The organism is Streptococcus sp. 449_SSPC (genome assembly GCF_001073005.1).
GTDB classification, from domain to species: domain Bacteria; phylum Bacillota; class Bacilli; order Lactobacillales; family Streptococcaceae; genus Streptococcus; species Streptococcus salivarius_F.
This window is the reverse complement of sequence record NZ_JVGR01000029.1, coordinates 423,577-447,418: the sequence shown is the minus strand read 5'-3', so window position 1 is coordinate 447,418 and position 23,842 is coordinate 423,577. Positions and strand designations below refer to the sequence as shown.

23 protein-coding genes and 1 pseudogene are annotated in these 23,842 nt (G+C 36.7%); all 24 read left to right on the top strand.

Annotated features, from left to right (window positions below):
- Positions 1–123: pseudogene (locus ADH51_RS09945) on the top strand (IS200/IS605 family transposase); the annotation flags it as partial.
- Between the two features lie 258 nt (positions 124–381).
- Positions 382–1,062: a ribose-5-phosphate isomerase RpiA gene (rpiA, locus tag ADH51_RS08155; protein ID WP_048675955.1), complete on the top strand. Its 681-nt coding sequence runs from the start codon at positions 382–384 to the stop codon at positions 1,060–1,062.
- Positions 1,063–1,182: 120 nt separating this feature from the next.
- Positions 1,183–2,394, top strand: coding sequence for a phosphopentomutase (locus tag ADH51_RS08150; RefSeq protein ID WP_048675952.1), 1,212 nt, complete (start codon positions 1,183–1,185; stop codon positions 2,392–2,394).
- A gap of 1 nt (position 2,395) precedes the next feature.
- Positions 2,396–2,941: a DUF1697 domain-containing protein gene (locus ADH51_RS08145; RefSeq protein WP_048675949.1), complete on the top strand. Its 546-nt coding sequence runs from the start codon at positions 2,396–2,398 to the stop codon at positions 2,939–2,941.
- 18 nt (positions 2,942–2,959) lie between these two features.
- The gene (locus tag ADH51_RS08140; RefSeq protein ID WP_048675946.1) at positions 2,960–3,769 is read left to right on the top strand and encodes a purine-nucleoside phosphorylase; all 810 of its coding nucleotides are present in this window, start codon (positions 2,960–2,962) and stop codon (positions 3,767–3,769) included.
- Between the two features lie 13 nt (positions 3,770–3,782).
- Positions 3,783–4,496: a LemA family protein gene (locus ADH51_RS08135; RefSeq protein WP_002884976.1), complete on the top strand. Its 714-nt coding sequence runs from the start codon at positions 3,783–3,785 to the stop codon at positions 4,494–4,496.
- Between the two features lie 182 nt (positions 4,497–4,678).
- Positions 4,679–5,926 carry a chloride channel protein gene (locus ADH51_RS08130; RefSeq protein ID WP_048675943.1) on the top strand — a complete coding sequence of 416 codons (1,248 nt, stop codon included), beginning with the start codon at positions 4,679–4,681 and terminating at the stop codon, positions 5,924–5,926.
- Positions 5,923–6,636, top strand: a complete 714-nt coding sequence (locus ADH51_RS08125) for a type 1 glutamine amidotransferase (RefSeq protein WP_048675985.1) — start codon at positions 5,923–5,925, stop codon at positions 6,634–6,636. Before ADH51_RS08130 ends, ADH51_RS08125 begins: the two co-directional genes overlap by 4 nt.
- A gap of 307 nt (positions 6,637–6,943) precedes the next feature.
- Positions 6,944–7,654: a purine-nucleoside phosphorylase gene (gene deoD / locus ADH51_RS08120; protein WP_048675940.1), complete on the top strand. Its 711-nt coding sequence runs from the start codon at positions 6,944–6,946 to the stop codon at positions 7,652–7,654.
- Positions 7,655–7,994: 340 nt separating this feature from the next.
- A complete protein-coding gene (locus ADH51_RS08115) occupies positions 7,995–9,455 on the top strand; it encodes an LCP family protein (RefSeq protein ID WP_037604862.1) in 1,461 nt (486 codons plus the stop codon).
- Positions 9,456–10,187, top strand: coding sequence for a capsular polysaccharide biosynthesis protein Cps4B (gene cps4B, locus ADH51_RS08110; RefSeq protein WP_048675937.1), 732 nt, complete (start codon positions 9,456–9,458; stop codon positions 10,185–10,187). It begins immediately after the preceding gene.
- A gap of 8 nt (positions 10,188–10,195) precedes the next feature.
- Positions 10,196–10,888 (top strand): capsular polysaccharide biosynthesis protein, encoded by a 693-nt coding sequence (locus ADH51_RS08105; RefSeq protein ID WP_002884894.1) that lies wholly within the window; start codon positions 10,196–10,198, stop codon positions 10,886–10,888.
- 9 nt (positions 10,889–10,897) lie between these two features.
- Positions 10,898–11,638: a tyrosine-protein kinase gene (locus ADH51_RS08100; protein ID WP_048675935.1), complete on the top strand. Its 741-nt coding sequence runs from the start codon at positions 10,898–10,900 to the stop codon at positions 11,636–11,638.
- A gap of 56 nt (positions 11,639–11,694) precedes the next feature.
- A complete protein-coding gene (locus ADH51_RS08095; protein ID WP_048675932.1) occupies positions 11,695–13,062 on the top strand; it encodes a sugar transferase in 1,368 nt (455 codons plus the stop codon).
- 32 nt (positions 13,063–13,094) lie between these two features.
- A complete protein-coding gene (gene cps2T / locus ADH51_RS08090) occupies positions 13,095–14,267 on the top strand; it encodes a beta 1-4 rhamnosyltransferase Cps2T (protein ID WP_048675929.1) in 1,173 nt (390 codons plus the stop codon).
- 2 nt (positions 14,268–14,269) lie between these two features.
- Positions 14,270–15,418: a glycosyltransferase family 4 protein gene (locus ADH51_RS08085; RefSeq protein ID WP_048675926.1), complete on the top strand. Its 1,149-nt coding sequence runs from the start codon at positions 14,270–14,272 to the stop codon at positions 15,416–15,418.
- Between the two features lie 11 nt (positions 15,419–15,429).
- A complete protein-coding gene (locus tag ADH51_RS08080; RefSeq protein ID WP_038675949.1) occupies positions 15,430–16,068 on the top strand; it encodes a DUF1919 domain-containing protein in 639 nt (212 codons plus the stop codon).
- 19 nt (positions 16,069–16,087) lie between these two features.
- Positions 16,088–17,062, top strand: a complete 975-nt coding sequence (locus ADH51_RS08075; protein WP_048675923.1) for a glycosyltransferase — start codon at positions 16,088–16,090, stop codon at positions 17,060–17,062.
- A gap of 20 nt (positions 17,063–17,082) precedes the next feature.
- Complete coding sequence (locus ADH51_RS08070; RefSeq protein ID WP_022496046.1) at positions 17,083–18,075, top strand: glycosyltransferase family 2 protein; 993 nt, start codon at positions 17,083–17,085, stop codon at positions 18,073–18,075.
- A gap of 28 nt (positions 18,076–18,103) precedes the next feature.
- Positions 18,104–19,270, top strand: a complete 1,167-nt coding sequence (locus ADH51_RS08065; RefSeq protein WP_048675921.1) for a hypothetical protein — start codon at positions 18,104–18,106, stop codon at positions 19,268–19,270.
- A 49-nt stretch (positions 19,271–19,319) separates the two neighbouring features.
- The gene (locus ADH51_RS08060; RefSeq protein ID WP_002884884.1) at positions 19,320–20,735 is read left to right on the top strand and encodes a flippase; all 1,416 of its coding nucleotides are present in this window, start codon (positions 19,320–19,322) and stop codon (positions 20,733–20,735) included.
- Positions 20,736–20,737: 2 nt separating this feature from the next.
- Positions 20,738–21,736 carry an acyltransferase gene (locus tag ADH51_RS08055; protein WP_048675918.1) on the top strand — a complete coding sequence of 333 codons (999 nt, stop codon included), beginning with the start codon at positions 20,738–20,740 and terminating at the stop codon, positions 21,734–21,736.
- Between the two features lie 13 nt (positions 21,737–21,749).
- A complete protein-coding gene (gene glf / locus ADH51_RS08050; RefSeq protein WP_037611226.1) occupies positions 21,750–22,850 on the top strand; it encodes a UDP-galactopyranose mutase in 1,101 nt (366 codons plus the stop codon).
- Positions 22,847–23,839 (top strand): stealth family protein, encoded by a 993-nt coding sequence (locus tag ADH51_RS08045; protein WP_048675915.1) that lies wholly within the window; start codon positions 22,847–22,849, stop codon positions 23,837–23,839. Before glf ends, ADH51_RS08045 begins: the two co-directional genes overlap by 4 nt.
- The last annotated feature ends 3 nt before the right edge of the window (positions 23,840–23,842 follow it).

The window sequence follows — 23,842 nt, the reverse complement described above, 5'->3', positions numbered from 1 at the left end:
CGAAATCAGAAGCGAATTGAAGAATATATTCGTAATCAATTACAAGAAGACGTGATAGCAGATCAGCTCAGTCTTTTTGAGGAGTATGATCCGTTTACAGGTGAGAAGAATAAAAGAAAGTAATCTTAAAGAGACCCGCTAGACGGGTCAGCTAGCAAAGGTGGTGCTGAAGGGAAACCATTCGGTAGGCCTTTAGGCCTCGGCCGGAAGCAGAGGCTTTCAGCCGAAGAGCAAGCCACCCGTTCTCACGGGTGGTTTTGACTTTTGCTCGGTTTTCCTCGGTTTTCCTCGGTTTTCCTCCCTCATATCATTTCTATTTACTGGTGAAACATGTTATAATTGTTTTGAACGACTATTATAGAAAGATGCAAGGAGACGAGCATGGAAGAACTTAAGAAAATCGCTGGTGTAACCGCTGCCAAATACGTTGAAGATGGAATGGTTGTTGGACTCGGTACAGGGTCAACAGCTTACTTCTTCGTAGAGGAAATTGGCCGTCGCATTAAGGAAGAAGGTCTTACTGTTGTTGGCGTAACGACATCAAGTCAAACCACTAAACAAGCTGAAGGCTTAGGCATTCCTTTGAAGGCAGTGGATGACATTGACAGTATTGATGTTACTGTTGATGGAGCCGACGAAGTAGACCCTCAACTCAACGGGATTAAAGGTGGTGGTGGTGCCCTTCTGATGGAAAAAATTGTCGCTACACCTACAAAAGAATATATTTGGGTGGTTGATGAGTCTAAAATGGTTGATCAATTAGGTGCTTTCAAACTACCAGTTGAAGTAGTTCAATATGGTGCTGACCGTCTGTATCGTGTCTTTGAGTCTAAGGGTTATAAGCCATCATTCCGACTTACGGAACAAGGTGACCGCTTTGTTACAGATATGAAGAACTATATCATCGATCTTGATTTAGGTAAGATTGAAAATCCAGTAGCTCTTGGTGAAGAACTAAAAGCTATGACTGGTGTTGTCGATCATGGATTGTTCAATGGCATGGTTAACAAAGTCATCGTTGCAGGAAGAGACGGTGTTAAGGTCGTTGAAGTTAAGGCTTAGTCCGATTTTTATTCCCTTCACTTTTAATGAGGAAAACTAATTAATTTTTGTCAAACTATTAAATAATATAGAAAGGCAAGAGGTAATTTCGAAAAGATTTTATCTCTTTGTGGTGTTATTATGTCCAAATTTAACCGAATGCATTTAGTCGTTCTTGATTCAGTAGGAATTGGTGCTGCTCCAGATGCCAATGACTTTGTCAATGCAGGTGTGCCAGATGGTGCTTCAGATACCCTTGGTCATATCTCTAAATCAGTAGGATTGAATGTGCCAAATATGGCTAAGCTTGGTCTAGGAAATATTCCTCGTGAAACACCTTTGAAAACAGTACCGACAGAAAGCAACCCAACTGGTTATGCAACAAAATTGCAGGAAGTTTCTCTTGGTAAAGATACGATGACTGGTCACTGGGAAATCATGGGTCTCAATATTACTGAACCTTTTGATACTTTCTGGAACGGATTCCCAGAAGAAATTCTCACTAAAATTGAAGAATTCTCAGGCCGTAAAGTCATTCGTGAAGCGAATAAACCATACTCAGGTACGGCTGTCATCGAAGACTTTGGACCTCGTCAAATGGAAACTGGTGAATTGATTATTTACACTTCAGCTGACCCAGTTCTTCAAATTGCTGCACACGAAGATGTTATTCCTTTGGATGAATTGTATCGCATTTGTGAATATGCACGTTCAATTACTCTTGAGCGTCCAGCTCTTCTAGGGCGTATCATTGCTCGTCCTTACGTTGGTGAACCTGGAAACTTCACTCGTACGTCTAACCGTCGTGATTTGGCTGTCTCACCATTTGCACCAACTGTTTTGGATAAATTGAATGAAGCTGGTATCGATACTTATGCCGTTGGTAAAATCAATGATATTTTCAATGGAGCTGGTATCAACCACGATATGGGGCACAACAAATCAAATAGCCATGGTATTGATAATTTGATTAAAGCTATGACTTCTGAAGACTTCAAACATGGCTTCTCATTCACAAACTTGGTAGACTTTGATGCCCTTTATGGACACCGTCGAGACCCACATGGATATCGTGATTGCTTGCACGAATTTGACCAACGTTTGCCTGAAATCATTGCTGCTATGCGTGAAGATGATCTCTTGATGATTACTGCTGACCATGGAAATGATCCAACTTATGCAGGTACGGACCATACTCGCGAATATATTCCATTCTTGGCTTACAGTCCATCATTCAAAGGAAATGGACTTATTCCAGTAGGTTATTTCTCTGATATCTCAGCAACAATCGCTGAAAACTTTGGTGTAGACAAAGCCATGATTGGAGAAAGTTTCTTGGATAAACTTGTCTAAGATGAAACGATATGCATTCTTGGTTCGTGGGGTAAATGTTGGTGGCCGTCATAAGGTAGTCATGGGAGACTTCTGTCGTGAGTTAGAAAATCTCGGTATGACAAATGTCTCTTCCTATATTAATAGTGGAAATTTTTTCTTCAATTCATCTTTGAGAAAAGAAGAGCTCCTTGTGATTTTGGAACGTTTTTTAGATAAGAACTATCCTTTTATAAAGGTATTTTCTCTTTTTACTCTTGAAGATTATCAGAATGACCTAGCTTCTTTGCCAAAGTGGTGGTCTGAGGATTTCTATAGAAAAGACGTTCTCTTTTTCACTGAAAGACTTGATAAAAATGAAATGAAGAAGATTATTAACTCTTTAGAGTTGAAAGATGAAATACTTCATTTTGGTCAACTTGGGGTCTACTGGGTAAAATTTGATAAATCAACTTATAGTCAAACCGCTTATCATAAGAAGTTATTGAAAACGCCTTTTTATCCTGATATAACCATTCGAAATGCAAGAACTTTTTCAAAAATTGGTCACTTTTTAAGAATGAAATAAAATTAAGGGAGAAATAACATGTCGCTACTTGAAAAAATTAGAGTCACTCAAGCATTTTTGGAAAGCAAAGGAATTGAAAATCCTGAGTTCGGTTTAATCTTGGGTTCTGGACTTGGTGAGTTGGCTGAAGAAGTTGAAGACGCAGTTGTCATTGACTATGCGGATATTCCAAACTGGGGACAATCAACGGTTGTCGGTCATGCTGGAAAACTTGTTTACGGAACTTTGTCTGGACGTAAGGTTTTGGCTCTTCAAGGGCGTTTCCATTTTTATGAAGGAAATCCGCTTGAAGTCGTTACTTTCCCTGTACGTGTTATGAAAGCTCTTGGATGTGAAGGAGTTGTTGTAACCAATGCGGCAGGTGGTATCGGTTTTGGTCCAGGTACTTTGATGGCCATCACTGACCACATTAACATGACTGGTCAAAACCCATTGATTGGTGAAAACTTGGATGATTTTGGACCACGTTTCCCTGATATGTCTAAAGCTTACACACCTGAATACCGTGAAACCGCTCATAAAGTGGCTGACAAACTTGGTATCAAATTGGATGATGGTGTTTATATCGGTGTGACAGGTCCAACTTATGAAACTCCAGCTGAAATCCGTGCTTATAAGACACTTGGTGCAGATGCTGTTGGGATGTCAACAGTTCCTGAGGTTATTATCGCAGCTCACTCTGGTTTGAAAGTTCTTGGTATCTCATGCATTACTAACCATGCAGCTGGTTTCCAAGAAGAATTGAACCACGAAGAAGTGGTGGAAGTGACTGAGCGCGTCAAAGGAGACTTCAAAGGATTGCTAAAAGCTATTTTGGCTGAACTCTAAAAAGGAATAATTGATGTCAAACTTAATGAATAATCCATTATTTCGTATCGTTCGTGGAGTTTTTATAATTGCTTTCCTGACCATGGTTTGGTTGGTTATATTTTCTGCTATAGATACAAGTGGTAGTGAGATAGACTATGAACCATTTCAAGGAGCATCTATCGTATTTGCAGTTTTAAGCTATATCATAATAGTGTTTCTATTTCAATACCATAAAGTTGTTAACTTAAAAGAGTCAATTAAATCATCATACAGTGCAATTGAAATTAAAGAACAGTATGTGGAAAAATTGATTTTACAACTGCGAGAACTGACTGATAAGATTGTAGACCATGAGTTAAAAATGTCTGTTAGAAAAAATGTTTCAGAATTGTTAGAGGAAAAAAAGTCTGTCAACAATTTGACTAACGATGAAAACAAAGCTAATCATTCAGAATCTAAGCGGAAGTCTTACGGTGAGTCTGGCAATTTTTCTAAACATGAATACTCTACTAAACTAGAGGAAACGAAGAATAAAATTATAGAGGAAATCGAAAGAGATACAAATATTACCGCTGATCAAAGTATAAAGGATTTGATTGCTGAGATTAAAGAGTCAGAAGTACTTGTTGCTAATCAAAAATTATACTACAATGAAATGGTGTCGCAATATAATAAAACAATTTACAGTTTGCCACTTGCTTTGTTAAGAACAACTTTAGGTCATTCAGAGATAAACTACTTATAACAAAGAACAAAATCATTAAGACTAGAATATAGTTAAAAAGGTAAAAGAATGAATGCTAGTTTTAGTTTTCCTAATTCAATACGAGATTGCCTTACTATGAAATAAAAACAAAGAAGGGATTGACCCTACTCTAAAGACAGTAGGAAAAGTTGGTTAAAGCAATTTTAGTCATACTCTAATATATGGGTAATCAAGAAAGAAAGAGTTTGACTTGGCTCCCCAAGTCGACTAGGTTAAGTTTAGCTGTTTTTGGAACCGGTATTGCTTCAGGTTTGGTAGGCATTCTTTGTCATTACCTTTTGGAGTTTATACAAATTCTTGTATTTGGTAATGATAAATCGAATTTATTGTCACAGTTTAACTCTGTAAGTCCCTTTCGACGATTTGCAGTATTGCTTGTAGTAGGTGTTTTGGCTAGTTTATTTTGGTATTTCCTTCAGCGACGAGTGTCCCTCCTTTCTATTAGTAAGGCTAAGCAACTCGTTGGTAAGAGGAGTCCAAATTTTCTTGGCCAAAGTCTACATGCTTTGATGCAGGTTGCAATCGTCGGAGCTGGTTCCTCAATTGGTAAAGAAGGAGCGCCTCGAGAATTAGGCGCTCTATTTGGTGGTAATCTCTCCAAAGCCTTGCACTTGGATATTGTTGATAGACAGTTGCTAATTGCTTGCGGGGCAGGCGCTGGCTTAGCTGCGGTTTACCAAGTCCCCTTTGCCAGTACACTGTTTGTTCTGGAAACCTTAGGTGTTGCTTGGAAATCAAAAAACATTGTTATCATTCTTGTGACAACTTACTTGTCAGCTTATTGTGCTCGACCAATCGTTGGTAAGGAGGCAATGTACCTAGTCAGTAAAGTTAGCTCAGACCCTGCTAGTCTGATTCAGGTTATTGTTCTTGTATTAGTGATAACTCCGCTGGCGATGATGTTTAGCTTCTTAGCCAAAAAGGCTAGCAAAAGTCGTATTACTGATAAACGCATTCTGTGTACCATGCCACTATCTTATGTAGTATTAGGTGGGATTGCAGCTTTCTATCCTTTAATCATGGGAAATGGTCAGGTTCTAGCACAATGGTTATTTTCAGGTGGGGGTTCAGCATACCTACCTCTTATCCTTGTCGTCAAAGGTCTTATGGTATGTTTACTTTTATGGGCAGGCTCTTATGGGGGAACCCTAACCCCTTCCTTTACCTTAGGTGCCGGATTGGGTTTCCTATTGACAAGATGTCTTGAGATTTTTGGTTTATCCCTCAATACTACTCTAGGAATGTTACTTGGTGCAACCGTATTTTTAGGAACAACTTTAGATGCTCCTCTAACTGGGATAGCCTTGGTTTTAGGTTTTACTGGTCAAGGAGAGCTGGTAGCAGTACCACTAATCTTAGCGAGTCTACTATCGAGGATAATTAAAAATAGATGGAAGAAAAAACAATGAATATTCATTTTATCTTACACGAAACGTTCGAAGTTCCAGGAGCCTATTTAAAATGGGCTCAAGACCGTGGGCATAATATCACATCAACCAAGGTATATGAGGAAGAGGTTCTTCCTGAAACCGTTGAAGGTATTGATTTTCTAATTGTGATGGGTGGCCCTCAGTCACCTGATGAGGATTGTCAGGCCTTTCCTTATTATGACCCAGAGGCTGAGATTGCATTTATGCAAAAAGCAATTGCTGCTGATATCTATATTGTTGGGGTTTGCCTAGGTGCTCAACTTTTATCTGTAGCCTATGGTGGTGAGTATGAACATAGTCCAGAACGTGAGATTGGGGTTTTCCCTGTTACATTAACTGAGGCAGGTTTAGCGGATGACCATATCAAAGGTTTTGGCAAAACCCTAAATACTGGTCACTGGCATGGTGATATGCCTGGATTGACTGATAATGCAGTTGTTCTTGCTATTAGTCAAGGTTGTCCACGCCAAATTGTTCGCTTCAGTCCTAAACACTATGCCTTTCAGGCACACTTGGAGTTTGATCCTGAAGCAATTGATTTGCTTATAGCTGCTGACGGTGAAGAGCATTTACGTAAGCAAAATAAAGAGTTGCCTTTTGTTCAAACACCTGAACAATTGCGTGCCAACGATTATTCTGAAATGAACAAAATGTTATACGATTTTCTTGATTCATTGACTCAAGCTTAATCCACTTTTAAAGTAGTTATTTATCCACTATATAATAGTAGAAAAATATTTAAAAATAAAAATTAAAGAAAGGTAGAGCGTGTGTTCTGATTTGAACACGAGCGGAAAGCTCGGAAAATAGATAATCTTCATTTGTTTTCTGTCTGCTCCTTTACCATCAAAAAATAGAAAGGATGGGCTAACTGTATTCATTGAATTGAATACGGGCGGAGAACTGTGTAAAAAAGATAAACTGTCTAGCATTTACAATGCGTCGCTAGTTTCCTATTTTTACTTTGCCTCTTTAACGCCCTTGGTATCTTATATTATGTCTATTCATATTGCTGCTAAGCAAGGAGAGATTGCTGATAAAATTCTTCTTCCTGGGGATCCATTGCGTGCGAAATTCATTGCTGAGAATTTCCTTGAGGATGCTGTATGTTTCAATGAGGTTCGTAACATGTTTGGTTACACAGGAACATACAAAGGTGAACGTGTCTCAGTAATGGGAACAGGAATGGGGATGCCTTCAATCTCTATTTATGCGCGTGAGCTTATCGTTGACTATGGTGTTAAAAAATTGATTCGTGTGGGTACTGCTGGTTCATTGAACGAGGATGTTCACGTTCGTGAGTTAGTTCTAGCACAAGCCGCAGCGACAAACTCTAACATTATCCGTAATGATTGGCCACAATACGATTTCCCACAAATTGCAAGTTTTAATCTCTTGGATAAGGCTTACCACATTGCCAAAGATCTCGGTATGACAACACATGTTGGTAATGTTTTGTCTTCTGATGTTTTCTATTCAAATTATTTCGAAAAAAACATTGAGCTTGGTAAATGGGGAGTGAAGGCTGTTGAAATGGAAGCAGCAGCACTTTATTACCTTGCAGCTCAACACCAAGTAGATGCTCTTGCCATCATGACTATTTCTGATAGTTTGGTCAATCCAGATGAAGACACTACAGCTGAGGAACGTCAAAACACTTTCACTGACATGATGAAAGTTGGTCTTGAAACACTAATTGCAGACTAATCTGTAAAAGGACGCCATTAGGTCGTCCTTTTGTGTTGTAACTAAGATCTACTCGAAGAATCAATAGGTTAAAAATTTTCAAACTACTAGAAAAAAATAAAAATATTTGGAAGAAAAAGACTTGTAATAAATAGGTAAATATCCGACAATTTAAGGTTCAACCACTAAAAATGTGAAAATAAGTTTACAATATTATAAAAAATGATAGTAATTAAATGCTAGATATCATAATGAAAAACGGTTTCTTCTTTTTTAAAAAGAATGACAATTGAAATGAAGTTATAGTAATGTTATAATGATAATGGGAAATGTCTAATTTTAATTTTTAGGAGCAATTTATATGAGTTCGCGTACGAATCGTAAGCAAAAACGTACGAGTAATAGATCGTGGGGGATGGTCAACGTTGGGTTGACCATTCTGTATGCTATTTTAGCATTGATCTTATTATTCACAATGTTCAATTATAATTTCCTATCATTTAGGTTTTTGAACATCATTATCACCATTGGTTTGTTGGTAGTTCTTGCTATTAGCATCTTCCTTCAGAAGACTAAGAAATCACCACTAGTGACAACGGTTGTATTGGTTATCTTCTCGCTAGTTTCTCTGGTTGGTATTTTTGGTTTTAAACAAATGATTGATATCACTAACCGTATGAATCAGACGGCTGCATTTTCTGAAGTAGAAATGAGCATAGTAGTTCCTAAGGATAGTGACATCAAAGATGTGAGTCAGCTTACTAGCGTACAAGCACCAACTAAGGTTGATAAGAACAATATCGACACCTTGATGTCTGCTCTAAAGAAAGACAAAAAGGTTGATGTTAAAGTTGATGATGTTGCTTCATATCAAGAAGCATATGACAATCTTAAGTCTGGCAAATCTAAAGCTATGGTCTTGAGTGGCTCTTATGCTAGCCTACTAGAGTCTGTCGATAGTAACTATGCTTCAAATCTAAAAACAATCTATACTTATAAAATTAAAAAGAAGAATAACAATTCTGCAAAACAAGTAGATTCAAAAGTCTTCAATATTTATATTAGTGGTATTGATACCTACGGTTCAATTTCAACAGTGTCACGTTCAGATGTCAATATCATTATGACCGTTAACATGAACACACATAAGATTCTCTTGACGACCACTCCACGTGATGCGTACGTTAAGATTCCTGATGGAGGGGCAGACCAGTATGATAAATTAACCCACGCAGGTATTTATGGCGTTGAAACATCTGAAAAAACTCTGGAAAATCTTTATGGCATTAAGATTGATTACTATGCACGTATTAACTTCACATCTTTCCTTAAGTTGATTGACCAACTTGGTGGTGTGACAGTTCATAATGATCAAGCCTTCACGAGTCTTCACGGGAAGTTTGATTTCCCAGTTGGAGATATCCAAATGAATTCTGAACAAGCCCTTGGCTTTGTTCGTGAGCGTTATAGTTTGGATGGAGGAGACAATGACCGTGGTAAGAACCAAGAGAAAGTGATTTCTGCGATTGTAAACAAGTTAGCTTCACTAAATTCTGTATCAAACTTTACTTCAATTGTTAACAATCTTCAAGACTCTGTTCAAACGAATATGTCTTTAGATACCATTAATGCTCTGGCCAATACACAACTTGATTCAGGTTCTAAATTTACGGTGACTTCTCAAGCAGTAACAGGTACAGGTTCAACTGGACAATTGACCTCTTATGCTATGCCAAATTCTAGTCTCTACATGATGAAACTGGATGATTCAAGTGTGGAAAGCGCCTCTCAAGCTATCAAAAATTTGATGGAGGAAAAATAAGTGATTGACGTTCACTCACATATTGTTTTTGATGTTGATGATGGTCCTAAAACTTTAGAAGAAAGTCTTGACCTCATTGGCGAAAGCTATGCGCAAGGAGTGCGTACGATTGTTTCAACATCCCATCGTCGTAAGGGAATGTTTGAAACCCCAGAGGATAAAATCTTTGCTAACTTTTCTAAGGTAAAAGAAGAAGCAGAAGCACTTTATCCAGACTTAACTATTTGTTATGGTGGTGAACTTTATTACACCTCAGACATTGTGGAGAAGCTTGAAAAGAATCTCATTCCACGCATGCACAGCACTCAATTTGCTTTGATTGAGTTTAGTGCTCGCACATCTTGGAAAGAAATTCATAGTGGGCTTAGCAATGTTTTACGCGCAGGGGTGACACCAATTGTTGCTCACATTGAGCGCTATGATGCCCTCGAAGAAAATGCTGATCGTGTTCGAGAAATCATCAATATGGGCTGCTATACTCAAGTCAATAGTTCACATGTCCTCAAACCAAAGCTCTTTGGCGATAAAGATAAAGTAAGAAAGAAACGTGTTCGTTATTTCTTGGAAAAAAATTTGGTTCATATGGTTGCTAGTGACATGCATAATCTTGGTCCAAGACCACCATTTATGAAAGATGCCTACGCTATTATCGAAAAGACTTACGGAACGCGACGTGCTCGTAACCTTTTTATCGAAAATCCACAAACACTACTTGAAAATCAATACATATAGGAGAAACTATGACTCAGGAAAACACGAAGCGTGTTGAAATCGACGTGCTTGCATTATTGCACAAACTTTGGACTAAAAAGGTATTTATTCTATTTACAGCCTTTTATGTCGCTGTCTTTGCCTTCTTGGGAACTTATTTCCTCATTCAACCCACATATACGTCATCGACACGTATCTATGTGGTTAACCAAGCGAATGATGGCAAAAACCTTTCTGCTCAAGATTTGCAGGCCGGTACATTTTTGACAAAAGACTACAAAGAAATTATTACATCAAATGATGTCTTGTCAGAAGTTATCAAAGATGAAAAATTGAATATGACAGAAGCAGAACTTGCTAAAATGATTTCAGTTAATATTCCTACTGATACTCGTCTTATCTCAATTTCTGTTAATGCTAAAACTGGTCAAGATGCGCAAACACTTGCCAATAAGGTTCGTGAAGTTGCTTCAGAAAAAATCAAAAACGTGACAAAAGTTGAAGATGTTACAACGCTTGAAGAAGCTAAGTTGCCAGAGTCACCATCTTCACCCAATATCAAACGTAACGTGCTTCTTGGAGCAGTGCTTGGAGGATTCCTTGCAGTTGTTGGTGTATTGGTACGTGAAATCCTAGATGATCGTATTCGCCGTCCAGAAGATGTAGAAGATGCCCTTGGAATGACACTTCTTGGAATTGTCCCTGATACAGATAAAATTTAAGGAGAAGAAATGCCTCTATTAAAGTTAGTAAAATCTAAAGTAAACTTTGCCAAACAAACAGAAGAGTATTACAATGCCATTCGCACAAATATTCAATTTTCTGGTGCACAGATGAAAGTGATTGCGATTAGCTCTGTTGAAGCTGGTGAAGGAAAATCAACGACATCTGTTAACTTGGCGATTTCATTTGCTAGTGTTGGGCTTCGAACACTTCTCATTGATGCTGATACTCGTAACTCTGTTTTGTCAGGTACATTTAAGTCAAATGAGCCTTATAAAGGCCTTTCAAATTTCCTATCAGGAAATGCTGATCTGAATGAAACTATTTGCCAAACTGATATTTCTGGTTTGGATGTCATTGCATCTGGTCCTGTACCACCTAATCCAACAAGTCTTTTGCAAAATGACAATTTTAGACATTTGATGGAAGTTGCTCGTAGTCGTTATGATTATGTCATTATCGATACGCCACCAATTGGTTTGGTCATTGATGCGGTTATTATTGCCCATCAGGCTGATGCCAGTCTTTTGGTTACAGCAGCTGGAAAAATCAAACGTCGTTTCGTAGCTAAGGCCGTTGAACAATTGGAACAAAGTGGTTCTCAGTTCTTAGGTGTCGTCCTTAATAAAGTTGACATGACAGTTGATAAATATGGATCATATGGTTCTTACGGATCATATGGCGAGTACGGAAAAAAATCAGACCAAAAAGAAGGTCATTCAAGAGCACATCGTCGTAGAAAAGGATAGCATTAATGGGGATGATGCGGCTCCTTATACCTTAACAGATTAAAAAGGGGTTTAGAGTGAAAGAAAAACAAGAAATTCGTCGCATTGAAATTGGTATTATACAGTTGGTTGTGGTTGTTTTCGCAGCCATGGTAGCTAGTAAAATACCTTATACAGAGATTACCCAAGGAAGCATTGTCCTTTTAGGTGTCGTACATGTAGTGTCTTACTATATCAGTAGTTATTATGAAAATCTTAAGTATAGAGGCTACTTGGATGAACTCATTGCAACTGTCAAATATTGTTTCGTATTTGCTCTAATTGCAACTTTCCTCTCGTTTTTTGCAGATGGAAGTTTTTCTATCTCACGTCGCGGACTTCTCTATGTTACCCTGATTTCAGGTATTCTATTATACGTTACAAATACTGTTCTTAAGTATTTCCGTTCATCAATTTATACACGTCGTAAAAGTAACAAGAATATTCTCTTGATTTCTGATCAGGCGCGTCTTGAAAATGTTTTGTCTCGTATGAAAGACAATATGGACGGTAGGATTACAGCAGTTTGTGTCTTGGATAATCCTTATTTCACTGATCCATTTATCAAGTGTGTTAAACCTGAAAATTTGATTGAATATGCGACACACTCTGTAGTGGACCAAGTTTTGATTAACCTGCCAAGTGAGCAGTATAAGATTTGGGATTATGCATCACCTTTTGAGCTCATGGGAATTCCAGTTTCTATTAATTTGAATGCTCTTGAATTTATGAGTCAGGGTGAAAAACGTATTCAACAATTGGGTCCTTTCAAAGTTGTTACCTTTTCAACGCATTTTTATAGCTATGGAGATATCTTGGCGAAACGTTTCCTCGATATCTGTGGAGCCCTAGTTGGTTTGGTGCTCTGCGGTATTGTTGGAATCTTCCTTTATCCACTTATTCGTAAAGATGGTGGGCCAGTCATTTTTGCTCAAGACCGTGTGGGTGAGAATGGACGTATTTTCAAGTTTTATAAATTCCGTTCTATGAGAGTAGATGCTGAAGAAATCAAGAAGAATTTGATGGCACAGAATCAAATGTCTGGTGGTATGTTTAAGATGGACAATGATCCACGTATTACTAAAATCGGACATTTCATTCGTAAAACGAGTCTTGATGAACTTCCGCAATTTTGGAATGTTCTAAAAGGTGATATGAGCTTAGTAGGAACACGTCCACCAACCTTGGATGAGTACGAATCTTATACACCTGAACAAAAACGTCGCCTCAGCTTTAAACCAGGTATTACTGGTCTTTGGCAAGTAAGCGGTCGAAGTGAAATTACGGATTTTGATGAAGTTGTAAAACTAGACGTTGCTTATATGGACGGATGGACAATCTGGCGCGATATCAAAATCTTATTGAAAACAATTAAAGTAGTAGTAATGAAGGATGGAGCAAAGTGATGGCTTTCTCCATTTCTTTTAATGGTGATTAAATGACAAAAACAGTTTATATCGTTGGTTCTAAGGGAATTCCAGCAAAATATGGTGGATTTGAGACCTTTGTTGAGAAATTAACAGAGTTCCAACAAGACAAAGATATCCAATATTATGTAGCTTGTATGCGTGAAAACTCTGCTAAATCAGGTATTACAGCAGACAATTTCGAACATAACGGTGCTAAATGCTACAATATCGATGTCCCAAATATTGGGCCTGCACGTGCCATCGCTTATGACATCGCAGCTCTCAATAAGGCCATTGAAATTGCTAAGGAAAACAATGACCAAGCACCGATCTTTTATGTTTTGGCCTGTCGAATTGGTCCATTTATCTCAGGTATTAAAAAGAAAATCAAGGCTATCGGTGGTACCCTTATGGTTAACCCAGACGGTCATGAATGGCTTCGTGCGAAATGGAGTCTTCCAGTTCGTAAATATTGGAAAATTTCTGAGCAACTCATGGTAAAACATGCAGATCTTTTGATTTGTGATAGTAAAAACATTGAATCTTATATTCAAAAGGATTATGCGAAGTATCGTCCTCAAACAACTTATATTGCCTACGGGACAGACACAACTAAATCTCGATTGACTAAGGTTGATGATAAGGTTCGCACATGGTATTTTGAAAAGGGTGTCATTGAAAACAATTATTACCTAGTTGTAGGACGCTTTGTGCCTGAAAATAACTATGAGGCTATGATTCGTGGCTTTATGGTATCTAAATCTGACAAGGACTTTGTACTCATTACCAATGTTGAAGAAAACAAGTTCTACGACAAGTTGCGTCAGGAAACTGGTTTTGACAAGGATCCTCGAGTGAAGTTTGTCGGAACTGTCTATGACCAAGAATTGCTCAAATACATTCGTGAGAATGCCTTTGCTTACTTCCATGGTCATGAAGTAGGTGGTACTAATCCATCCCTTCTTGAGGCTCTTGAGTCTACTAAGCTCAACCTCTTGTTGGATGTAGGCTTTAACCGTGAAGTCGGTGAAGATGGTGCTCTCTATTGGAAGAAAGACCAATTGGCAAGTGTCATCGATCAAGCTGAGCAATTGGATGAACAAGCTATCGAAGACCTCAACCAAAAATCAAGTAAACGTATTGCTGAAGCTTTTACTTGGGAAAAAATTGTTACAGACTACGAGAAAGTATTTAAAGGATAGAAATGCAGAAAATTTTATATCTTCACGCTGGTGCCGAAATGTATGGTGCTGACAAGGTTTTGTTGGAGCTTATTAAAGGGTTGGATAAAGACACCTTTGAAGCTCATGTCATCTTGCCCAACGATGGTGTCTTAGTGAGTGCATTGGAAAAGGTTGGGGCTAAGGTAAAAGTTATCGATTATCCAATCTTACGTCGTAAATATTTTAATCCTAAGGGAATTCTTGAGTATTTTGGCTCTTATAATCGTTATTCAAAGCAAATTGCCAAATATGCTAAGGATAATGGCATTACTCTCATTCACAACAATACGACTGCGGTACTTGAGGGGATCTATCTCAAACGTAAGTTGAAATTACCTTTGATTTGGCATGTGCATGAAATTATCGTTAAACCAAAAGCAATCTCTGATTTTATCAACTTTTTGATGGGGCGTTATGCGGATACGATTGTGACAGTTTCAAATGCTGTGGCTAACCACGTCAAGCAGTCTCGCTTTGTAAAAAATGACCAAGTTCAAGTCATCTATAATGGTGTTGACAATGCCGTCTATCATGAAATGGATGCTAGTGCAGTCCGTGATCAGTTTGGTATTGCACAAGATGCTTTGGTTATCGGAATGGTTGGTCGAGTGAATGCATGGAAAGGTCAAGGCGACTTCTTAGAAGCTGTGACTCCAATCTTAAAGGCTAATCCAAAAGCAGTAGCCTTTCTGGCAGGGAGTGCTTTTGAAGGTGAAGAATGGCGAGTTGATGAGTTGGAGAAAGCTATATCAGACTCACCAGTAGCTGGACAGATTAAACGTATCGATTATTATAGCAAGACAACACAGCTCTATAATATGTTTGATATCTTTGTCCTGCCAAGTACCAATCCAGATCCTCTACCAACTGTAGTCCTCGAATCAATGGCTTGTGGCAAACCCTTAGCCGGCTACCGTCATGGTGGTGTGTGTGAAATGGTTAAGGAAGGTGAAAATGGTCTTCTTGCCACACCAAATAAGCCTGCAGAATTGTCTAAGGCTATTCAAGAATTGGCTGATAACACTGAGAAGAGAGAGCAATTTGGTAAGGCATCTGTCAAACGCCAAAAAGAACTCTTTTCATTACAAAGTTATATTCGTAATTTCTCGGAGTTATATAAGAAGTACTAAGAAGTACTATTATGAACAGCGAAACACTAAAAAATAAATTAAAACGTATCGTTTATCCAATTATTAATTTTATTCCTAGACGAAGACTCAAGAATAAAAATTTCACGATTATTTGTGATAATTGTTGGGCTGGGAAAGTTTATCAGGAGTTGGGCTTGCCTTATCAAACACCATTTGTCGGGATGTTTGTCTTTTCGCCTGATTACATCAAGATGCTCAAGAATTTAAAACACTATTTGAGCGGAGACATCCCCTTGAAATTTGTTAAGGAATCAAAATATATCAAAGACTTTGATAATGCTTATCCTCTTGCACTTCTTGATGATATTGAACTTCATTTTTTGCATTATGCAGATGAAGAAGAAGCTACTCAAAAAAGGGAACGCCGTTTGAAGAGAATGCATTGGGATAATTTGTATTTCAAGTTCAATGATAATGATGCCTGCACGTATGAGTTGATGAAAGAGTTTGAAGAGCTTCCATACAAGAGTAAGGTCATTTTCTCTTCAAAGAATTATAGTGACTTACCTTCATTGGTCCACTTTAAATCGGCTGAGAAGCAAGGGCATGTTGGTATCGATTTAAAAACTTACCACCGTTATTTTAATACCGTTACTTGGTTGAATAAGGGTGGAGAAGACTTAACATAAAAAATTAGGTAAATAATCTATGAAACCACTTTTAACTGTTGTCATTCCAGTTTATAATGTTGAAAAATATTTAAAACGTTGTATTGAGAGTATCCTTATTCAAGAGTGGAAGAACTATGACATCTTACTTGTAGATGATGGAAGTACTGATAGTTCTCCTCAAATCTGTGATGATTATGCTAAAGTTTATGACTTTATCTCAGTAATTCATAAAGAAAATGGAGGGCTTTCTGAAGCTCGCAATACAGGGATTTTACATGCAAAGGGTGACTATGTTTATTTCCCTGATTCTGATGACTGGCTTGAACCACAAACTTTTAAAGAATTAGCAGAGGTGTTGGAATCCCAAGAGTTTGATATCGTTTCTTTTAACCGTGAGTTTGTGAAGGGTGAAGAAGATCCTATAGTTTCGGATTCATTAGTGACTCAAGTTTTTGAGGGTAAAGCTGCTTTTGTGCAAATGCTTAAGCATAGTTATATTACTGGTTTTGCTAATGATAAAATCTATAGAAAGTCTTTATTTACTGATAATGACATTCAGTTTCCTATTGGTAAATACTATGAGGATCTTGGCACTAATTACAAACTCTTTCTATCAGCTAAAAAGGTCTATGCAACCAATCAAAAGTATTATCACTATCTAATCGATAATCCTGATTCTATTACTCAGTCATGGAATGAAAAGAAATTTAGTAATATGTTTGGATTCTACAAAGAACTTTTCTATTCTGACTTTGTCCGTTCACAATTAAATAAAGAAGAGTTGCAAATATCTCAACTTTATTATGTAAACGGATTGGTTCATATACTAGCAAGTTTGTATAAATCTAAATTAGATAAAAAATATATAGAAATTACTAACGAAGTGAAACAAGAATTGCTTAAGAATAGTGTTTCTCTTTCTCAAATGAAAGACCAACCAAATAAGTTAAAATATGTACTGTTTAGACTAAAATTGTTAAAACTAGCCTTCAGTATACAAAACGTTTTTTGAAATTATTTTAGGAGTCAAATTTGAAATACTCTGTTATTATTCCAGTTTATAATGTTGAGAAATACATTGATCGTTGTTTGAAAAGTATTATTTCTCAAAATTATGATGACTTGGAAATTATAGTGATAGACAATGGATCTACTGATAGTAGTGGTAGTATTTGCGATACTTATGCTAGCGAGTACTCAAATATCTCAGTCTATCATATTGAAAACCATGGTGTTGGTGCGGCACGTAATTTTGGCTTGTCCAAAGCCAGGGGAGAGTTTATCTACTTCGTTGATAGTGACGATTATCTTGTTGGTAATCTCTTTGCTGATTTTGCAGATAAGCTAGTCTCAGATTTGGATTTGGCTGTTTTTAGTTATTACAATTCTTTTGAGGAAGATTTAACTGAGAAGCAGCGTACTGAAAAGTCACTTCCGTTTAAAGGGAGTTACGACAAGGATGGTTTTATCAAGATATTTATTGACTTATTCTTATCGGATATGCTTTACACAATTTGGAATAAGATATATCGCAGAGAATTTCTTCTTGAAAATAACCTTTCTTTTGAGCAGTATGAGTTAGGTGAAGATGTTCGCTTTAATCTTGATGTTTATCGTAAAGTCAACAAGATTTATCTTTCTCAAGATTCCTACTACGTTTATGTCATTGGTAGAAAAGGTTCCGCCATGTCGGGCTATAACCCTAAACGTCTTCAATATCAGCTTCAAGAATTGAAGATGGTTGATAATCTACTTTCTGACTGGAATTTGGATAGTTCAAACTTCGTTAATACTGTAAAATCAAGAATACTGATGAGTAACATCTACAATATAACGAAACAGAATTTATCTGTAAATAGAAAAGTTAAGCTTGTTAAAGATACATGTGAAAGACAAGAGATAGAGGATTTTATAAAGAATGATTCTTCTGCATTGAATCCACTCATAAAACTGTTGTTGAAATGTCGAATGTATGTTGTTCTGATTTATCTTAAAAAAATACAGATGGTATTACAACATTTATAAGAATAATTGAAAGGTATGGAAAGTACTTGTGAATAGCAGTCGCTTTATCTCAGAGAAAATCTATTTATTTACTCTTTTTATTTGGGTATTATTTGCATCTCTGGTAACTACAACTTATTTTGTAAGAGTGGATGGTTTTTTGTCACTCTATCGTATCTTGCTCTATTTTACAATAGGTATGATTACGATAAAGGAACTCATTAATCTTCCTGATACCATTAATTATTTCAGATACCACTTGAAGGAATTAATAATTTTCCTATTATTTACCTTGATCATGTTAATTGTGTCAAAAAATCGAGATGGTCTTCCTGATATTAACGTTTTGCTGTTAGTTTTTTCAGCTAGGGATATAGAGTTCAAGAAGTTATTAGGGACTTTCTCCTTCGCCACATTTTTAGTGCTGTTTGTAACTATTCTAGCTAGTAAGATGGGTATTATTTCAAATATGTTGATGAGTGCTGATAGTGGTTATCGTTATAGTTTAGGATTCAACTATGTGTCCTTTGCCTCTCAGCGTATGTTTTTTGCCCTATGTAGTTACTTAATGTTCAGAGGAAAGAAAGTTTCTTATCTGGAGTTGTTAGCTTTGCTGTTTGCTACGTTTTATATGTACCAACAGACCTCAACCTCAAGTCCACTTTATCTAAGTCTCTTGATTTTGACTTATGCGTTATTCAGTCTTAAGGTCTTTAAGTTTGATTTCATAGATAGTAATGTTATAACAGCGAATCTTGCCAAATATGGTTTTATTATTGCATTGGCTATAACCCTCTATTTCTGTTTCTATTCAACTGGTGATTTATTCCATCTTGTTGACCAATTTACACATAATCGTCTAAGACTGAGTGTTCAAGGATTCCGAAACTTCGGAGTTTCCTTATTAGGTCGACCAATTTCATTTACCACCCTGGACATCTTCGGTAATTTTTCAAGCAACTATAACTTTATTGATAGCTCGTTTGTGCAGTTACTCGTAATTGATGGATTGGCTGTTAGTGCATTCATGTTATTTGCATTAACACGTGTCATGAATTATTTTGTAACTAACCGAAAAGATATCATTCTTGCCTGCTTGGGGGTTATGATCATTCATGGCATGTTTGACCCCCAAATGCTGGTTCTTCGTTACTCACCTCTTATCCTATTGATTAGTCGACTCTTTGTGATGAAGACTGATAAAGATTTTTTGTAATTGAAGCAGAGGTATATCATTTAGAAAGTCTAAACAGAGTCATATACTTATGAAAGTTTTAAAAAATTACGCCTACAATCTTTCCTATCAATTACTGGTCATTGTTTTACCAATTATTACGACACCTTATGTTACTCGTATTTTCAGTTCAAAGGATTTAGGTACTTATGGTTACTTTAATTCGATTGTGACCTACTTTATTCTTTTGGCTACTTTGGGAGTTGCTAACTATGGTACTAAGGAGATTTCAGGGCATCGAAAGGATATTCGTAAAAATTTCTGGGGTATTTATACTCTCCAATTGATTGCGACTATATTGTCTCTAGTCTTGTATACATCATTATGTTTGTTCTTTCCTGGTATGCAAAATATGGTGGCTTATATCTTAGGTCTAAGTTTGATATCGAAAGGAATGGACATTTCTTGGTTATTCCAAGGTTTGGAGGATTTTCGTCGTATTACCGCAAGGAATACAACAGTAAAGGTTTTAGGAGTTATTTCTATCTTCCTATTTGTGAAAACACCTGGTGATTTGTATCTCTATGTTTTCCTATTGACCTTCTTTGAATTGCTTGGGCAATTAAGTATGTGGTTACCAGCGAGACCTTACATTGGAGAACCACAATTTGATTTATCCTATGCTAAGAAACATCTTAAACCTGTTATTTTGCTGTTTCTCCCTCAGGTTGCCATTTCACTATACGTGACTTTGGATCGTACCATGTTGGGTGCCTTGTCATCGACAAATGATGTAGGGATTTATGATCAGGCTTTGAAAATAATTAATATTTTGTTGACGTTGGTGACTTCATTGGGAAGTGTAATGCTTCCAAGGGTATCTGGTCTTTTGTCTAGTGGAGACTATAAGGCTGTTAACAAGATGCATGAATTCTCTTTCTTGATTTATAATCTCGTCATTTTCCCAATTATTGCTGGTCTCTTGGTTGTCAATAAAGACTTTGTTAGTTTTTTCCTAGGAAAGGACTTCCAAGCAGCTAATATTGCCATTGCCATCATGGTCTTTAGGATGTTCTTTATTGGTTGGACAAATATTATGGGAATCCAGATTTTGATTCCACACAATAAACATCGTGAGTTTATGCTCTCTACGACTATTCCGGCTGTTGTCAGTGTTGGACTTAATCTCTTGTTAATTCCTCCATTTGGCTTTGTTGGGGCCTCAATTGTATCAGTTTTAACAGAGGCTTTGGTATGGTTCATTCAATTGTACTTCAGCCTTCCTTACCTCAAAGAAGTACCGATTCTTGAGTCTATGGCAAAAATTGTATGCGCATCTGCTATGATGTATGGCTTGTTGCTAAGTGCAAAACCATTCTTGCATTTTCCACCTACTTTAAATGTTCTTGTGTATGCAGTGCTTGGTGGCCTCATTTACCTTCTTGCTATTCTAGTTTTGAAAGTGGTAGATGTTAAAGAATTAAAACAAATAATAGGAAAAAATTAGAAATGAAGAAAACACGGAATATAAACTTAGACTTGATAAAAGTAATTGCTTGTATAGGAGTTGTTTTGCTTCATACTACGATGCCAGGGTTTAAGGAAACAGGGCGATGGAATTACTCATCTTATTTATATTATCTAGGTACTTATTCAATTCCCTTGTTTTTTATGGTAAATGGTTATTTATTATTGGGTAAGAGCAAGATAACATATCCCTATATACTACATAAAATAAAATGGGTTCTAATAACAGTGTCTTCATGGACCGTTATCATTTGGTTTCTTAAAAGAGACTTCACAATTAATCCAATTAAAAAAATTTTGGCTTCTTTGATACAAAAGGGTTATTTCTTCCAATTTTGGTTTTTCGGCTCACTAATACTTATTTATTTATGCTTGCCGATATTGAAGAAGTATTTACATTCAAAAAGAAGTTATTTATACTTTCTATCTGTATTAACAATTATTGGTTTGATTTTTGAATTGATTAATTTTTTGCTTCAAATGCCAGTGCAAATTTATGTTATACAGACGTTTAGATTATGGACTTGGTTCTTTTACTACATTTTAGGTGGTTTTGTAGCACAATTCAATATAGATAATTTAAAATCAATCTTTAAGGGATGGATGAAAATAGTTAGCATACTTTTGTTATTGATTTCACCGATAATATTATTTTTCATAGCAAAAACTACTTATCATAATCTTTTTGCTGAATATTTTTATGACAATCTTTTGGTAAAAGTAATTAGTTTAGGACTATTTCTTACCTTATTGACGCTAACCATTGATGCTTCTAAACATAGAATGATCTACTTGTTATCAGTCCAAACGATGGGGGTATTTATTATACATACCTATGTTATGCAAATATGGCAAAAGTTGATAGGGTTTAACATAGAAGGTGCACACTTATTTTTCCCTGTTTTCACATTAGTGATTAGTTTTCTAATAAGTATGATATTCATGAAAATCCCTTATATCAATCGAATAGTTAAATTATAAAAAGGAGTTTATAATGTACGATTATCTTATCGTTGGTGCTGGTTTGTCTGGAGCAATCTTCGCACACGAAGCAACTAAACGCGGTAAAAAAGTAAAAGTGATTGACAAGCGTGATCACATTGGTGGTAATATCTACTGTGAAGATGTTGAAGGTATTAACGTTCACAAGTATGGTGCCCACATTTTCCATACCTCAAACAAAAAGGTTTGGGACTATGTTAACCAGTTTGCTGAATTTAACAACTATATCAACTCTCCAATTGCTAACTACAAGGGCAGTCTATACAATCTTCCATTCAACATGAATACTTTCTATGCTATGTGGGGCACTAAGACTCCTCAAGAAGTTAAGGACAAGATTGCTGAGCAAACGGCTGATATGAAAGACGTTGAGCCTAAAAATCTTGAAGAACAAGCTATCAAGTTGATTGGTCCAGATATCTACGAAAAGTTGATTAAGGGATATACTGAAAAACAATGGGGACGTTCTGCCACAGACCTTCCACCATTTATCATTAAACGTCTTCCTGTTCGTTTGACCTTTGATAACAACTACTTTAATGACCGTTACCAAGGAATTCCAATCGGTGGTTACAACGTTATCATTGAAAACATGCTAGGCGATGTTGAAGTAGAACTTGGGGTTGACTTCTTTGCCAATCGTGAAGAGCTTGAAGCTTCAGCTGATAAAGTTGTCTTTACAGGGATGATTGACCAGTATTTTGATTACAAACATGGTGAGTTGGAGTATCGCAGTCTTCGTTTTGAACACGAAGTCTTAGATGAGGAAAATCATCAAGGAAATGCCGTGGTCAACTACACAGAGCGTGAGATTCCTTATACTCGAATCATCGAACATAAGCACTTCGAGTATGGTACACAACCTAAGACAGTTATCACACGTGAATACCCAGCTGACTGGAAACGTGGAGATGAACCATACTACCCAATCAATGATGAAAAGAACAACGCCATGTTTTCTAAGTACCAAGAAGAAGCAGAGAAAAATGACAAGGTTATCTTCTGTGGACGTTTGGCAGACTATAAATACTACGACATGCACGTGGTTATTGAGCGTGCTCTAGAAGTCGTCGAGAAAGAATTTACTAAATGACACAAGAAAAAATTGATATCGTTGTTCTTTGGGTAGATGGTAGTGATCCAGAGTTTATCCGTGAAAAACAGGCTGTGACTGGTCATGTCTCAGATTTAAACCAAGAAATTGATGGTGAGCAACGTTATCGTGATTATGGCATTTTTAATTACTGGTTCCGAATGATTGAAAAGCATGCTCCTTGGGTAAATAATGTTTATTTGATTACCAATGGGCAAAAGCCAGACTGGTTGAATTTGGATCATCCAAAACTCAAATTGGTCACTCATAAGGAATTTATGCCTAATGAATACCTACCTACCTATAATTCAGCAGCTATTGAGCTTAATCTTCATCGTATTGAAGGATTGTCGGAGAACTATTTGTATTTCAATGATGATATGTACTTGATTAGAGATAGTCACCCTTCAGATTTTTATAAAAATGGTCAACCCAAGCTTTTAGCAGTATACGATGCTTTAGTTCCTTGGTCACCGTTTACTAATACTTATCACAATAATGTTGAATTAATCTATCGTCATTTTCCTAATAAGAAGGCTTTGAAATCCTCGCCTTGGAAATTCTTTAATTTCCGTTATGGTTCCCTAGTTTTGAAAAACTTGTTACTCTTGCCTTGGGGTCCGACGGGATACGTGAATCAACATTTACCTGTTCCAATGAAGAAAAGCACTTTGGCACATTTATGGGAAATTGAAGGGGAAACTTTAGATAAAACATCACGTAATCAAATTAGAGATTATGGAGTAGATGTTAATCAATATATCTGTCAACATTGGCAAATTGAAAGTAATCAGTTTTACCCTATGTCAAAGAATTTTGGAGAGTCGATAGATCTAAATCAAGTTGACAGGTTAGTGAGTATCTTTAAAGATAAACGTAAAAAACTGCTTTGTGTCAATGATGACATTGACTTTAAAGAAGAGTATATCATTCGTTTTAAGGAAATCTTGAAAGAACGCTATCCTGAAAAATCAGCTTTTGAAAAATGAGAA